The organism is Streptomyces atratus (assembly GCF_014648655.1).
Taxonomy (GTDB): domain Bacteria; phylum Actinomycetota; class Actinomycetes; order Streptomycetales; family Streptomycetaceae; genus Streptomyces; species Streptomyces atratus.
In genome coordinates this window covers 1-14,151 of sequence record NZ_BMRN01000028.1, presented here as the reverse complement: position 1 = coordinate 14,151, position 14,151 = coordinate 1, and the positions used below count along the sequence as shown (strand labels likewise).

Below are 14,151 nucleotides of genomic sequence, written 5' to 3'. Positions count from 1 at the left end.
CGTCAGAGCGCGCCAAGTGCCTGACTGATGGCGTCGGCGGCCTCGATGACCTCGCGTACGAGGGCGAGGCGCTGCCCCTCGGTATCGGAGCGGTCCCCGAGCAGCGAGGTCGGGCCCCACAGGGAGATGGCGGCGACGACGTCCCCCGAAGCGTCGCGGACGGGCGCGGCCAGGGACGCGCGGCCCAGGGCGCGCTCCTCGGCTTCGACGGCGTAACCGGTGCGCCGGACGGTGTCGATCTCGCTGTCGAGGAGGTCGTGACTGGTGGTCGTGTACTCGGTGTGCGCGTCGAGAGGCTCTCCCAGCAGTTTGCGACGCTCTTTGGGGGCGAGACCGGTGAGCAGACACTTGCCGATGCTCGTGGCATGCAGCGGGGCGGTGTGTCCGGCCTGCGTATAGGACTTGGGGGCGCGCGGGCCCTCGAAATTGCACAGGAACATCAGCTCGGTACCGCGGCGTACGGCCACGTTGGCCCCGAGCCCGGTGCGGGCGGCGAGGTCCTGGAGCACCATGCGGGCGGCCCGGTGCACGGGGTGGCGGTTGGTGGCGGTGGCGGCGAGGGGGAGGAGGCCGAGGCTGAGCCGGTAGAGGTTGCTGACCGGATCGCGTTCGACCATGTCGAGGCGTTCCAGGGTGGACAGCAGGCGAGAGGTGGTCGACGAGCCCAGTCCGGTGAGCTCGGCGACGTCGGAGACACGGAGTTCGGCCCGACCGGAGTCGAGTGCGCGCAGCACCGAGACCGCTCGTTCGACGCTCTGGTTCGTCCCGACATCAGTCGCCCGCGTAGCCATGACCCTCCTCGTTTTGCAAATCGCTTGCACAATCTGCATCAGCATATCGCGCATGGTCGATGCCCGTACCTGAAATCAGCGACAGTGGCAGTTCCGCGACGTCACTGGGGCCGGACGCGGGTGACGTCGCGGAACTGCCGGCATTCACCCGTCAGTCCGAGCTGCCCCGAGTTTCGTAGCCTTGAAGGAACCGTTGAGCGCCTCGGCCTGGTGAACCCAGCCGCGCGGGGCCTCCTTGTGGATGCCCAGGTCCTTCGCAACATGGGCGACCGGACGGCCGGAGGCCTGCACCTCGCGGATGGCCCGCTCGCGCAGGCCGTCGGGGTACTTCAGTGGTGCAGGCATCGGACCTGTGTTCTCCCATCTGCCCGTCCGGCGGGCCCTTTCCCCCGGGAAGGCGCGAGCTGCCCCTCACCGCTGTCACGCCGACTGTGCTGAGCCCCGTAACCGCGTCCGCGCGGGAGGCGGTCAAGCGGTAGGGCGCGATACCACCACTCAGTCCGCCCCCGACAGAAAGCGTCGCTGGACCTCTTCCAGGGCCGCCGTTTCGGCCCGCTCGTCCGGGTGGTCGAAGTGCCCCGCCCGCAGAACGAAGAGTTCGCGCGGCCCGGCCAGTGCGTTGTGCACCGCGAACTGCCCCGGTGGGGGTACCGCCGGATCGAACAGGGCGGCACCCACATGCACTGGGATGTGAAGGTGCCGGGCCGCTGTCGCGGCGTCGAAGTACGCCAGGACGTCCAGCACCGAGGGCTCCTCGGCGAGCCGCGTACGCACCGACTCTCCGCTGCCCGTGCACGGCAGTGTCACCCGGAGCGGATGGTTTCCGAAGGTCGGCACCGTAAGGCCGGCGGCATGGAAACGGTCGTCCCAGGGGAGCGCCAACGCCCCGATGCCGCCGCCGAAACTCGTGCCCAGGTACGTCAGCCGCCCGGCAGCCTCCGGCACCAGCCGCAGCAGTGCGGTGGCCGCACACCAGACATCCGCCACGCACCCGCCGATGAGGTACGACTCCCGGGCGCCGATGCCGTGCAGAACGTGCCCCGCCGAGACCGAGGGAACGCCGGGCAGCAGGCTCCGCGTTCCGAGCCCGCGCAGGCAGGGCCAGATGGTCGCAGTCCCCGGCGGGGGTTGCCAGGGGTCCGGGGCCGCCCGGCCTCCGTATCCGTGTGTCGCCACACAGCCCTGCGTAACGCGGCCATCGGCAGGGACGGTCAGCCACCCGCCGATACGGACGCCGTCGGCGGATGTGTACGAGACGTCGGCGACCCGCACGCCGTCCACCGTGGCCCAAGGTCCCTCGATCCGAGGCGCCGGGTCGACGCGTAGCGCACTCGCGTAGCGCTCCTGCCAGAAGTCGGCGAAGCCGTCCGGGCCTGGCGGAGCCCCCACCGCAAGGAGGCGCGGCAGGTCGTAGCCGTAGGTGGGGTCGAACGGCAAATCATGCTGAAGCGAGCTGAGTTCACTGCCGTCTGACGTGAGCGGATGGGTGGGCAAGATCTCTCCTTGTTCGGTGTGCGAAGTGACCAGCACGCCCTGCCGGAACAGCTCTCGACACGACGTACCCTGTCCTGCCGACGCTGAGCCCCCGGTACGGGCTTGACCTGCCGACTCAACGGTCACGTCCCGCTGAGCGGTGTAGTCACGGCAGCTGTTTCGATCAGGACGGCGGCGAGTCGGTCCAGGGTCGGCGCGGTTGGGGAAGACCTGGACGACGTCGGTCCGTCGTTTGATCTCCCGGTTCAGGCGCCCCAGTGGATTCGTCGACCAGATCTTCTTCCAGTGCGAGGGTGGGAAGTACGCGAACGCTGTGATGTCTCCGGCTGCCTCCAGCAGCATGGCCTTGACCGAGGGGAAAACTGCCGTGCGAGCATGTCGGCCACCACGTTCAGCTGACTGCGGACGGTCTGGGCGAGGATCGTGTGGATGGTCGCGGCCACCAGGCCGCTGTGCGAGTCGCAGATCACCAGCTGGACGTGGTCCAGGCCGCGGGCCCGCAGACGGCGCAGGAACTCGGTGCAAAACGGCTTCGACTCGCTGTCGCCGACCATCAGCCCGAGGACCTCGCGGTGCCCGCTGGCGGAATCCCCGTCGCGATCATCATCGCCTGCGAGACAATACGGTGATTCACCTGCGCCTTGCAACAGTTCGCGGCTAACTTGATCTTTAAGTGCGCCACGAGCGCAGAGAGTGAGCCTTTTCCAACCCGACACTGATGGCCGCGTGTTGGACGGTTCTGCGGAACGACGAAGCTCCTGGTAGACGGGTTCTCGACCAAGATCGCCCGCAGCCACCAGGAGCTTCGTGTGCTTGTCTACCCGTCGTCGATCGACCTGTCCAGTCGCACCCTGCGGTGCCTGACCGGACGGCTCGCTGTGCGGCGTGGGGAGATCGGGACCCGGTGGCGGCGTCTGACCGCCGGTCGTCAGGCTCTCCTCGCCCTGGCCCATCTGCGATGCGGTGACACGTACGCCCAGCTCGCCGCTGGGTTCGGCATCGGCATCGCGACCGTATACCGCTACATACGCGAGGCGGTCGAGGTGCTGGCCGGCCTCGCGCCCACCCTGGCCGAGGCGATGCACATCGCGCGGACCAAGGCGTTCGTGATCCTGGACGGCACCCTGCTGCCGATCGACCGGATCGCCGCCGATACCCCGTACTACTCGGGCAAACACAAGCGGCACGGCATGAACGTCCAGGTCCTCACCGATCCCTTCGGGCGGCTGTTGTGGGTCTCGCCCGCGCTGCCCGGTTCCACCCACGACCTGACCGCCACCCGCACCCACGGCATCGTTGACGCGCTCGCCGAGGCGGGCCTCAAGTGCTGGGCCGACAAGGCGTATCAGGGTGCCGGCGGCTCCATCCGGGTGCCCTTCCGTGGCCGTCGTCTCAAGCGGTGGCAGCGTCGGCACAACAGCACGCACGCCGAGATCCGCTGCCTCGGCGAGCAGGCCATGGCCACTTTGAAGGGCCGGCGCCTCCTGCCAAGCTCCGCTGCAGCACCAACCGCATCACGGCGATCGTCCAGGCCGTCCTCGTCCTTCATCACGCGTCAGCGTGAGGTTGGAAAAGGCTCAGTGGCAGATCGTCCAGGCCGCGCTCGGCGAACACCTGGCCCGCATCACCGGCACCGGCCTCACCGTTGAGGACCTGGAGGCGCCCCGCACCAAACGTGCTGGTGTTCCACGGTGTCGGCGGGATCGGCAAGACCACCCTGTCGCGCACCCTGGAGGCCGCGCTGAGCCCGCACGCGCAACGGAGCGGGCCGGAGAGAAGAACGTCACCGCGCTGACGGCCGAAGGCTACCTCGGCCACCCGGCCAAGGGACCGTATGACCGGATCGTGGTCACCTGCGGCGTCACCGGCATCTCCCCCCACTGGCTCGACCAGCTCAGCGACGACGGCCTGATCGTCGTCCCCGTCGTCCACGGCGGCTTCCACCCCACCCTCTCCGTCACCCGCGACAAGGGCCGTCTGGTGGGCCACGGGGTGATGTCCAGCGACTTCATGTCGGCGGCCGGCCCCCTCTACGCGTGGCCGGCCGGGCAGACCCCGGCCCTGACCGAACCCCTTCAGCCGCAGCCGCTGTCCACCCGTGAGAACGTCGGCCCGGCCCTGGACGGCGACGGCTACTACGACCTGTGGTTCCACCTGGGACCCGGACCGTCCGCACCACCCGCGCGTGCATCGACGGCCTCGAGGCTGCCCTGGGCATGGCCTGCCTGCACGAGCCTGGCCGGTTACGTCACGAGACCGCAGAGCGCCCGAGGAGGAACAACTTCCTGGCCACGGGCACAGGGGCTCACTCAGGGGGACTCAGGAGAACTCACGGGATGTCGCACAGCGTAGTCGGAGCAGTGGGTGGCCGGGGTGGTGTGGCCTGTGCCGGTCAGTTCCACCAGTGCTGTGGCGGACGCCGTGCACGTGAGCTGTCCGAGTGCGAGAGGGGTGAGTGTGGTCGGGTCGTAGGGGAGGGTGACGCGCAGCCGCCCGGGGGCGTTCGGGGTGGCGGTCACCTTGGCCAAGGCAGTTTCCAAGGTGCCGGTCAGGGGTGGTAGTGCGCTGGTCAGGCCCTGCTTGCGGTCTTCGGGTGAGGGGCCGGTGAGGAGGGCGCGGACGGCTTCGGTGGGTGATGTGATGCCGGCGGCGGAGCGCTCGACGGGGTGCAGCGCTCCGTCTTTGAGGAAATAGACGGCGGTGCCTGCCACGATTCCGGTGGCCGGCTCACCAGCTCCCATGGGCTTGGACGCGTCGATCGCCGGACCGGTGCCGCAGCTTGTGAGGCCGAGTAGGAGCACAGGGAGAAAAGGGCGAAGGAGGCGGCTGCTTTGTGTCACGTACCGTCTCCTGCCGTGGGGGTGCGTGGGAATTCTGCGGTGAAGACTGCTCCGCCGTGCGGGCCGTTGGCTGCGGTCAGGGTGCCGCCGTGCAGGCGGGTGTTCTCCCAGGCGATGGCGAGGCCGAGGCCGCTGCCCTCGGAACGTGACCGGGCCTGGTCAGCTTTGTAGAAGCGGTCGAAGAGATGCGCGGCGGTCTCGGGAGACAGCCCGCCGCCGTGGTCGGTGACGTTGATCCGTACGCAATCCTCGTCGCCCTCGGATGCGGTCACCCGGACGGTCACGGGCGGTGCTCCGTGGCGCAGGGCGTTGCCGATGAGGTTGGCTATGACGACGTCGAGGCGGCGGGGGTCCAGGCGCGCGGTGACGGGGGGTTCGGGGAGGTCGGTGGAGACATTGTCCTGCCAGCCGCGGGCGCGTAGGCAGGCACGTACGGCCTCGGCCACGTCGATGTCGTAGGCGATCAGGGTATTGGCGCCGGCGTCGAAGCGGGAGATTTCCATCAGGTCGTCGACGAGCCGTGCGAGGCGGTCGGCTTCGGTGGTGACCAGGCGGGCCGCCCGGCTTATATCCGGCTGGAGGGTGTCGGCGCTGTCGTCGAGGACGTCGCTGACGGCGACCATCGTGGCGACGGGCGTCCGCAGTTCGTGGGAGACGTCGGCGGCGAAGCGGCGGGCGGAGGCTTCCATTCTGCGGAGTTCACCGACCGTGGTCTCCAGTGCGGCGGTTGATTCGTTGAACACCCTGGTAAGGTCGGCCAGTTCGTCGTTTCCGGTGGCCTTGATACGGCTGGTGAGATCGCCGTCGGCCACTCGTCGGGCGCCGTGCTGGAGCCGGCGCACGGGGCGCAGTACGCCGCGGGCTGCGAGCAGTGCGGGCGGCACGGCGAGGACGAGCGCGGGGATCGCGCCGTACTGGGAGGCGACCCACACGGCGGCCTTCGCGTCGCTGAGGGAGCGCAGCGGGGTGGCTCCGTAGACCTCGATGCCGGACGGTTGTCTGCTGTCGGCGAAGGTGATCGGGGTGCCGGCTGTGAGCCAGGGGGTGCCGTCCTGGGTGACGCGCTGGAAGGTCAGTTCCCGGTTGGCGGTGACATCACGGCGGAGGGTTTCGGGGATTGCAGGGCCGCCCTGGGCCGAGGTCACGGATTGGGTGCCGTAGGTGACGGTGATGATCCGGAAGCCGCTGCCGGAGGCCAGTTTTCCGGCGAAGGAGGTGAGCTGGGCGCGGGTGGGCGGGTAGGGCAGGTCGTCGGCGAACGTGGTGGTCGTGTCCCGCAGGTTGTTGAGGAGGGTGTCCTGCCCGGTCCGGAGGATCGAGATGTGCGCCTGGTAGTAGGTGAATCCCGCCGTCGCCACTACGCTGATGGCCGCGACCAGCAGGTATCCGGCGATCAGGCGGCCCCGCAGCCCGAGCGTGAGGCGCTTGACCGGCGAGGGGCGCTTCACAGCGGTCCGAAGCGGTAGCCGAAGCCGCGCGCCGTCTGTATGTAGCGGGCGGATGCCGGATCATCCTCGATCTTCGTACGAAGCCGGGCGATACCGGAGTCCACCAGGCGTACGTCGGCCGACGGGTCGTGGCCCCATACCGTTTCGAGCAGTTCCTGCCGGGCGAACACGTGACCGGGGTCCGCTGACAGGTGCAGCAGCAGGCGTAGTTCCAGCGGGGTGAGGGCGACGGGGTGTCCGTTCTTGGTAATGCTGAGGCCGGAGCGGTCCACGGTGAGCTCCTCGTAGATTTCGGTGGCTGTGGTTGCGGGTGAGGGGTCCTGCCCGCGTAGGACTGCGCGGATACGGGCGTCGAGGACCCGGCCGCGTACGGGCTTGACGACGTAGTCGTCCGCGCCCGCGTCGAGGCCGCGCACGATGTCGGAGTCGTCGCCGCGGGCCGTGAGCATGATGACGGGTACCGGCCAGGAGGCGCGGATGCGGCGGCAGATTTCGAAACCGTCGGTGTCCGGCAGCATCAGGTCGAGGACGACCAGGTCGGTGCGCGTTGTCCGCAGCGCCGTGAGACCCGCTTGGCCGGACGCAGCGGCGTGGACCCGGTGGCCCTGGTGCTCCAGGGCCAGCTGAAGGCCGTCGCGCAGGGACTGGTCGTCCTCGATGAGCAGAATCTTGGGCATAAGGAAATTATGGCTACCTCTGCCAGCAGATCCGGGCAGCTCAGGCCCTCTCCGGAAGCTTTGTTACGGTCCGTCCATACTCTGCCCACAGGCGGCGGACAAGGCGCGGAAACGCTGGCTGGGTGAGCGATCATCGCCGTCGCCGAGCTGCCGCCCGCCGGAACCCCTCCGGCCAGGAGCGGCCCTCCGTACCCTCCGCACCCACAGGAACCTCCATGAACCGTACCCCTTTTCCTGCCCCGGACGCCCCCGCACCGGCTGTACCTCGCACCGCCGCGCGCGGCTGCACACCCGCGCAGACAACAGCCGTAGTGCTACTGGTCTTCGGGGGGTTCCTGCTGCCCGTCGTCGGCTGGCTGATCGGCCTGGCCGTGTGGTTGCCGGCCCGCGGATGGAGCGGTCGCGCCAAAGTGGCGGGGGCACTGGTGTGGCCGCTGGCCGCTCTGGTGGTGATCCTCACCAGTGCCGTGGCGTACTGGCTGGTCCTGCCACTGGGCGACCCGGTCTCCTCCGTCGCCACCTCTCTGTTCCTCCTGGTGCCCGGAAGCTGGCTTGTTTTGCTGCTGCTGGCCGCCTGGGCCCTGCTCGGTGCCCGCCGCGCGGAGCAGGGCCGATGATCCGCCGCAGGACCGTCACCGCATGGCTGGGCAGCGGGCTGCTGCTCGCGGGCTGCGCACCGCTGGACGCAGTGGGGAGGCACGACCACGCAGTAGGCCCCCGCAGTACCCCCGATGCGCCCTCGATCACCCGGGCATCCGTCACCGGTAATGACCTGCCACGGGTGTCGCCGACCCCGCAGCAGATACGCCGTACCGGGCCCGATCTCTCGGTGCCGCGTCGGGTGGACCTGCTCACCGCACAGGGCACCGACGCCCGCTCCGTCGCTCTGGTGAAAGCGGCATTGCGCCGCGCGGGTGCCACCGACGTCCGTGTCTCTCCCCTCAGCGGTGCCTCGCGTCCCGCAGGGCCGATGGCCGTCGTCATCGGAACCGTCTCGGCTCCGCACATGGCCGACAAGCTGGGACGCAGCAATGCCTTCACCTCCGGGACACTGCCGCCTGAGGGCTACCAGATCACCACCAGCAGCCTCGACGGCCACATCGAAGTGCTGCTCGCGGGCGTCGACGGCGACGGTGTCCTCTACGCCGCCCAGACCTTCACCCAGCTGACCGCCGACGGCCGGATAGCAGGCGCCACGGTCGTCGACCACCCTGCCATGCCGCTGCGCGGGGTCGTCGAGGGGTTCTACGGCAAGCCCTGGACCCACGAGGAGCGCCTGGACCAGATCGCCTTCCACGGCTCCGTCAAACTGAACACCTACCTGTACGCGCCCAAGGACGACCCGTACGAACGTGACCGCTGGCGCGAGCGCTACCCGAGGAAACTGGAACGCGAGCTGGCCGAGCTGGCCCGGCACGCCGCCGACCACCATGTGCGCTTCACCTATGTCCTGTCCCCGGGCAAGTCCATCACCTACAACGATGCGGGCGACCGCCAGGCCCTGACCGGCAAGCTCCAGTCCCTGTACAACCTGGGGATCCGGGACTTCGCCCTGGCCTTCGACGACATCCACCCGCTGCCCGTATGGAACGGTGCCGCGGACTTCGCCCGTTACGGGCCTGTCTCGGAGCAGTCCGCCGCCGCCGCTCAGGCCGACCTCACCAACCGCATGCAGCGCGAGTTTGTCGACCAGCACCGCGGCATGCGCCCGCTGCAGTTCGTGCCCACGCAGTACAGCGACCTCGCCGACACCCCGTACAAGAAGACCCTGCGCCGCGCCCTGGACGACCGCGTGCAGGTGTGGTGGACGGGCGCCGACGTGGTGCCCACCTCCATCACCACCGCACAGACCCGTCGAGCGGCCGACGTGTGGGGCCACGACGTGCTGCTCTGGGACAACTACCCCACCAACGACTACGACCACGCCGCCGGACGCCTGCTGCTCGCCCCCTACGCCAAGCGCACCCCCAGGCTCGGCGAGCACCTCAGCGGCGTCGCGCTCAACCCCATGAACCAGGCATCGGCCAGCAAGATCGCCGAATTCACCGGTGCCGACTACGCCTGGAACCCGCGCGCCTACCGGCCCACTGACTCCTGGCACAGCGCCGCGGCACACATGACCGCCCACGACCCGCAAGGCACCCACGCCCTGCTGACCTTCCTCGACACCCAGCACATGGCGCCCAGCTGGACCGGCACACCATGGCAGCCCGCAGCCCCCGCACTCAAGGCCCGGCTGGACGCCATCGAACGATCCTGGCACACGGGCAGGAAACACCAAGCGGTCACGGCACTGCGCGCACAGACACGCGTACTCGCCGAAGCCCCCGCCGAGATCCGCAGAACCGTCACCGACCCGGGTTTCGTCGCCGAGACCAAGCCCTGGCTGGACGCACTCACCCTGTGGGCCAAGGCCCTTGAGCACACCTGTGACGGGCTCGAACACCGCGCCAAGGGCGAGAAGGGCAAGGCCACCCGCTCGTTCACCGCAGCGGCCGAGCTCGCGCGGGAGGCGGCCGCGGTACGCACCATCCCCGGCGCCACTCGCCCGCACGGCAACGTCAAGGTCGCCGACGGCGTGCTCGACACCTTCATACACCGAGCCGCGAAAACCCTGTAGGACACCGAGCAAAGGCAGGTGTGCGGCATGCTGACCCGACCGAGAACACCCAACGCCGCAGAAAGCGAAGGCCAGACCGAACGGACGATGACGTTCGCAGCGCTCACTCTCTCGCCGATCCGGCGCAGGACCGAAGCCTGGTTGCTCGCCTTGGGAGTGTAAACAGAAGGAACTACACCCATCTCAGCTGCACGACCCGTACGGGGCTGTGCCGCCTCGGGCCGCCGGGAGTTGGCGCCCGGGGCGGCCTGCTTGCGCAGGCGCTCGATCTCCTCGTGCTGGGCGGCTGGCTGGGAGATCACTAGCGTCTTGAACGCGATGAGCTTGGCGAGTTCGTTGAAGCGGTCGACCTCGGCCGCAAAGGGCGCGTCGGACCATGGCGCGTACGTTCGGGAAGACCGGGAGCAGAACGGCCTGGACCTGCGGATTGGCCGCGCACGGCCCGCACACTCCACGAGCGGGCGGCCCCGGTCGACAACGCGCGCGCCGCTCGCTGAAACTCCCGCCCACTGGACATACGACGCCGCCACCGGCCACAGCGGCCAGCCCGCCTGCCCGCCACCGCTCTCCCTCGCCCAGCGCACCCTCCGCCAGGCTCGCGAGGCGGCAGCCGAACGCAAGCCTGCACCGGGACGGGCGGCCCGTCTTTCCCCCAGGCCGCACCCCAGCGGGCCGCCCACGTCCGCCGCACCGCCAGAGGCTGCCCCGCCAGCGGTCCCGCCCTCGGCGCCAGCGGCACCGTCGATCGAGCCGTCCCCCGGTCCGCCGACGCCGACGTCCCCGCCCGGTCCGGCCGTATCGGATACGACGCCACCCGCTGAGCCGAAGCCCCCGGCACACCCGCCTCTGCCGCCGCGGCCGCCTGCACCACCACGACCGGCCGTCCCCCTCCGCCGGACACGTCGGAGCTGGTGGCCCTTCGGCCGCCGCGCGGTGGTGAAGCTACGGCGGCTGGTCAGCGTCGGGCAGAGGCAGGGGCGGGACCCGAACAACCTCCGGGAGATGGTCAGCCGTTGCGCGGCACCGTCCAGGTCAGAGTGAAAGGCGAGGTACGGCTTTTCCAGTCCTCTTCCACGGCACGGCTCAGGCCCGCCACGGGGCGCTCGTGTGCCCGGCCCGGGGACGTCACGACACCAGCCCGGCCCCCTCCAGCTCGGTCAGCCGCACGGTGCACAGACCCCCACGCTCGGCCTTCACCTCCGTCACCTCCAGCTGCGTCCCCGGCGCGAGGATGTACTCCTCCTCACCTGTGAACGCGGAGAACCGCCGGATCCCCACCGCCCGCGCGGGCGTCACCTCGAACAGCGTCCGCCGACCACGCCCGCCGAGGAACGCGCGGGCCACACCCAGCTCGGACGTGCACGACGACACGCCCCACCACGTCACCGTCCGCCCCAGCGGGTACTGGGACCGCAGATCCAGCGCCACACCACGCCACAGCGGCCGCGTCTGCGCCGGCAACGCCTCCATTGCCGAGAACAGCAACCGCAGGTACGGCAGGTACGGCACCACGCGCTCGCGGTCCGACGAGCGCAGCACGGCGTTGATCTCGCGGTAGAATCCCGACTCGCACGTGTACAGGTAGAGGGCCGAGATCGCGTCGGCCGACAAGGCGCCCCCGGCCTCCCCGGACAGCGCGCCCGCGGACGCCGCCTCCGCGGCCTTCGTCTCCCCGAAACGGCTCGACAGATCGATATGCCGATCCAGGTGCGCGAGCACCCGCGAGACCGGCTCGACGGCCTTCCGGAAGTCCATCAGCGGCGTGTCGAACACCCCGGTGACGGGCGGCAGGACGAGGCCCTCGTCCTTGACGCTGGTGAGCCGCTCCAGATACAGCTGGTGCAACTCCATCGTGGATGCGATGAACGCCGCCATCCGCTGCGCGACACCACCGTCCTCCGGCCCGTCGGCCCCGCCCGTCCCCTGGTCCCAGCCCTTCCGCGGCAGCCAGTCGACCGGCTCGGCCCCTACCGCCGCCAGGGCGTCGTTCACCTGGGCGAAGTGGTCGCCCTCGCAGAACAGATCCCCCTGCGCGGCCGGATTGGCGTGGTCCAGGTGACGGACCTGCACCCCCGGGTACTTCTTCTCCAGCCGCTGGACGACCCTCTTCAGACTCCGGGCGTGCGCGCCCCACCAGGCGAACACCACCCCTCGGTCGTCCTCCTCCACCGCGTCCTGCTTCGCCCGGAGGATCTCCTCGACGATCTGCTCGGCCACGGGGCGCCAGAACGACGTGTGCCGATCGGTCGCCATCGCCCCGTCCGCGCTCGCCGTGAGGGACGCGTTCAGCAGCAGCACACCCTGGGTGAGCATCGCCTGGAACCACTCGGGCGGCTGAACCGTGTCCTCCTTCTTCAGCAGGGCGCGGACATCGGCGATCGGGGTCTTCTTGACGATGCCGTACTTCCACATCGCGGCCGCCTTGATGAGACAGCGGATGCTGACGACCCGGCCGAACTGGCTGTCCTTCCAGTCGTTGAAGGTGTTGTCGAACATCGCGATGCCGGTCGCGCTCTCCGCCCGCGGATAGGGGTTCTGTCCGAAGACGACCACCTTCCACTTCTCCGGCGGATGCGGCTTCAACGCCTGGAACGTCAGCTCGCGCACCGGAACGACCTCCGGGCTGCGCTTCGGGCCGATGAAGTCGGCGGCTCCCGGCTGCGCCTCGATCACCGGTCCGAGCAGCGGCAGCCACGGCTCGCCGCCACCGGTGAACAGGCCGGCCAGTCCCAGCGGATCCCCGGCCGGGGAACCGGCATCGCCCGCGGCCGTCACGTCGACATCACTCACGAGGGTGGAACTCCCGATACTCGAACCGGACGCCTCCACGGGCGCCCCGGAGTGCTGAACAGATGCGGCAGGGTCGTCGCCGGTGTCCGCGCCCTGGGCGGCACCGGCCTGCGAGGTCTTCGGGTCAGTGACGAAAGGAAGGCCCCTGCGGCACGTTGATCCGGACCCGCCGTGCGGACCCCGCTCCCTCGATGTCGTCGAGCTGCCCCAGTACGGCGGCCCGCAACTCGTCGTAGTCCGCGAAACCGTGGTCGTGGAAGAGGGTGTAGCCCGTCCACATCAGGTTGGCGCACACCTTCGCGGGCACCTGCCCGGTCTGCGCGCCCATCCCGACGAGGGCCACCGACCGGATGCTGCCCGGCTTCGCCCGGTTCTGTAGATGCACCGCCTGGAAGGCGGCCGCGCAGGCCAGGGCCACGTTCATCGTGTCGCTGACGTTCTGCGACGACTGGCGCATGGTGGGCGTCGAGATCAGGTACCGGGGTACGTCCGCCCCGGACGGGACGCACACCGCGCTGCCCACCGGCAGCCGTCCGCCGAACCGATCGCGGATCGCCCGCTGCACCCGCACCTGGATGCCCGCACCGAGGTACCGCTTGACGACGGCGTCGACCCCACCGTCCATCCGGCCACGCTCGTTGGTGGGGGAGACCCAGGCGTCGGCATCCACATCGAGAAGGGAACCCCGCCTGATCTCGACCTCCGGCGTGTCCGCGAACGCGGACCGCCAGGCCGTCACCACCTCGTCGTTGACGTCGACCAGGACGACGCTCAACGCATGCCTGACACCCACGAATTCACCCCTCTCACCCCGTGATCTCGAACAATCCCGAAGCTACCGCGCGCCACTGACAGTGCCGTTCGACAGGGTTGTTCGAGCAGGGGAGCGGGGAGCGGGAAGACAGGCACACCAGACAAGTGAAGGTGGGGGGCGGTGGTGCCGGCCGCCGCCCTGTCCCTGCTCGGACGGCTCGATCCGGTGTCGTCTTGTCGGGTCAGTAGTCCATGTACAGGTGTGTGCTGGTGTCCCGCAGAGCGGATCGCCGGTCGGCGATCCGGACGTGCGGTCCGCCATCGGCCCAGTGATGTGCCAAGGCCTGGCGCACTGAGGTTCCCCCGGCGTGCGGGAGGTGCTGATCAGCTGGTCAGGACGGGTTGACGGGGTTTCAGGTTCGTTCGTTCGGCCGTTGCCTGGTCGGCGTAGTGCTTCTCCTCGAACTCGATCGGACTGAGGTAGCCGAGCCGTTTCTGGATGCGCCGGGAGTTATAGAACCCATCGATGTACTCGAACAGCGCCAGGTTCGTCTCGGCCCGGGTAGCGAAGACGCGGCCGCGGATGCACTCCGTCTTGGTGATCACCACAGGTTCTCCGCGAGGGCGTTGTCGTCTCGGCACGACCGGGGCGCTCTGGGAGAGCAGAGACCTCTTCCACCGAGTGATCGACATGCCCGCCGGCAACGAGGACGGCGAGGACGTGCTCCGTACCTCCGC

Annotated in this window: 12 protein-coding genes and 2 pseudogenes; 4 read left to right on the top strand and 10 right to left on the bottom strand. The window is 69.5% G+C overall.

Features of this window, described 5'->3' with window-relative positions:
• Positions 1-2: 2 nt before the first annotated feature.
• The 4 genes and pseudogenes from IEZ15_RS30715 to IEZ15_RS30700 all read right to left on the bottom strand — a co-directional run.
• Positions 3-791, bottom strand: coding sequence for an IclR family transcriptional regulator (locus tag IEZ15_RS30715; protein ID WP_189280285.1), 789 nt, complete (start codon positions 789-791; stop codon positions 3-5).
• 144 nt (positions 792-935) lie between these two features.
• Positions 936-1,136 (bottom strand): transposase, encoded by a 201-nt coding sequence (locus tag IEZ15_RS30710; RefSeq protein ID WP_189280284.1) that lies wholly within the window; start codon positions 1,134-1,136, stop codon positions 936-938.
• 150 nt (positions 1,137-1,286) lie between these two features.
• The gene (locus tag IEZ15_RS30705; protein WP_189280331.1) at positions 1,287-2,285 is read right to left on the bottom strand and encodes an acetylxylan esterase; all 999 of its coding nucleotides are present in this window, start codon (positions 2,283-2,285) and stop codon (positions 1,287-1,289) included.
• A 198-nt stretch (positions 2,286-2,483) separates the two neighbouring features.
• A pseudogene (locus IEZ15_RS30700) lies at positions 2,484-2,946 on the bottom strand (transposase); the annotation flags it as partial.
• 148 nt (positions 2,947-3,094) lie between these two features.
• Here IEZ15_RS30700 and IEZ15_RS30695 point away from each other — a divergent pair.
• A pseudogene (locus IEZ15_RS30695) lies at positions 3,095-3,849 on the top strand (transposase family protein).
• A gap of 2 nt (positions 3,850-3,851) precedes the next feature.
• On the top strand, positions 3,852-4,637 hold the full coding sequence (locus IEZ15_RS30690; RefSeq protein ID WP_229846208.1) for a protein-L-isoaspartate O-methyltransferase family protein: 786 nt from the start codon (positions 3,852-3,854) through the stop codon (positions 4,635-4,637).
• Here IEZ15_RS30690 and IEZ15_RS30685 read toward each other — a convergent pair.
• The 3 genes from IEZ15_RS30685 to IEZ15_RS30675 all read right to left on the bottom strand — a co-directional run bounded on the left by IEZ15_RS30685 (position 4,595) and on the right by IEZ15_RS30675 (position 7,250).
• On the bottom strand, positions 4,595-5,026 hold the full coding sequence (locus IEZ15_RS30685; protein WP_157987252.1) for a GerMN domain-containing protein: 432 nt from the start codon (positions 5,024-5,026) through the stop codon (positions 4,595-4,597). The genes IEZ15_RS30690 and IEZ15_RS30685 overlap by 43 nt on opposite strands.
• Before the next feature lie 95 nt (positions 5,027-5,121).
• The gene (locus IEZ15_RS30680; protein WP_189280283.1) at positions 5,122-6,573 is read right to left on the bottom strand and encodes an ATP-binding protein; all 1,452 of its coding nucleotides are present in this window, start codon (positions 6,571-6,573) and stop codon (positions 5,122-5,124) included.
• Positions 6,570-7,250 (bottom strand): response regulator, encoded by a 681-nt coding sequence (locus tag IEZ15_RS30675; RefSeq protein WP_189280282.1) that lies wholly within the window; start codon positions 7,248-7,250, stop codon positions 6,570-6,572. Before IEZ15_RS30675 ends, IEZ15_RS30680 begins: the two co-directional genes overlap by 4 nt.
• A gap of 215 nt (positions 7,251-7,465) precedes the next feature.
• Here IEZ15_RS30675 and IEZ15_RS30670 point away from each other — a divergent pair, with 215 nt between their 5' ends.
• Together IEZ15_RS30670 and IEZ15_RS30665 are read left to right on the top strand one after the other, a co-directional pair.
• Positions 7,466-7,867, top strand: a complete 402-nt coding sequence (locus IEZ15_RS30670) for a hypothetical protein (RefSeq protein WP_229846195.1) — start codon at positions 7,466-7,468, stop codon at positions 7,865-7,867.
• Entirely contained in the window at positions 7,864-9,870 is a 2,007-nt protein-coding gene (locus IEZ15_RS30665) for a glycoside hydrolase family 84 protein (protein ID WP_189280281.1), read from the top strand. The genes IEZ15_RS30670 and IEZ15_RS30665 overlap by 4 nt, the downstream gene beginning before the upstream one ends.
• A gap of 1,125 nt (positions 9,871-10,995) precedes the next feature.
• Here IEZ15_RS30665 and IEZ15_RS30660 read toward each other — a convergent pair.
• The 3 genes from IEZ15_RS30660 to IEZ15_RS30650 form a co-directional block, all read right to left on the bottom strand.
• Positions 10,996-12,660, bottom strand: coding sequence for an ADP-ribosyltransferase domain-containing protein (locus IEZ15_RS30660; protein ID WP_189280280.1), 1,665 nt, complete (start codon positions 12,658-12,660; stop codon positions 10,996-10,998).
• A 124-nt stretch (positions 12,661-12,784) separates the two neighbouring features.
• Complete coding sequence (locus IEZ15_RS30655) at positions 12,785-13,453, bottom strand: macro domain-containing protein (RefSeq protein ID WP_189280279.1); 669 nt, start codon at positions 13,451-13,453, stop codon at positions 12,785-12,787.
• Between the two features lie 344 nt (positions 13,454-13,797).
• Entirely contained in the window at positions 13,798-14,022 is a 225-nt protein-coding gene (locus IEZ15_RS30650) for an IS3 family transposase (protein ID WP_189280278.1), read from the bottom strand.
• Positions 14,023-14,151: the final 129 nt, after the last annotated feature.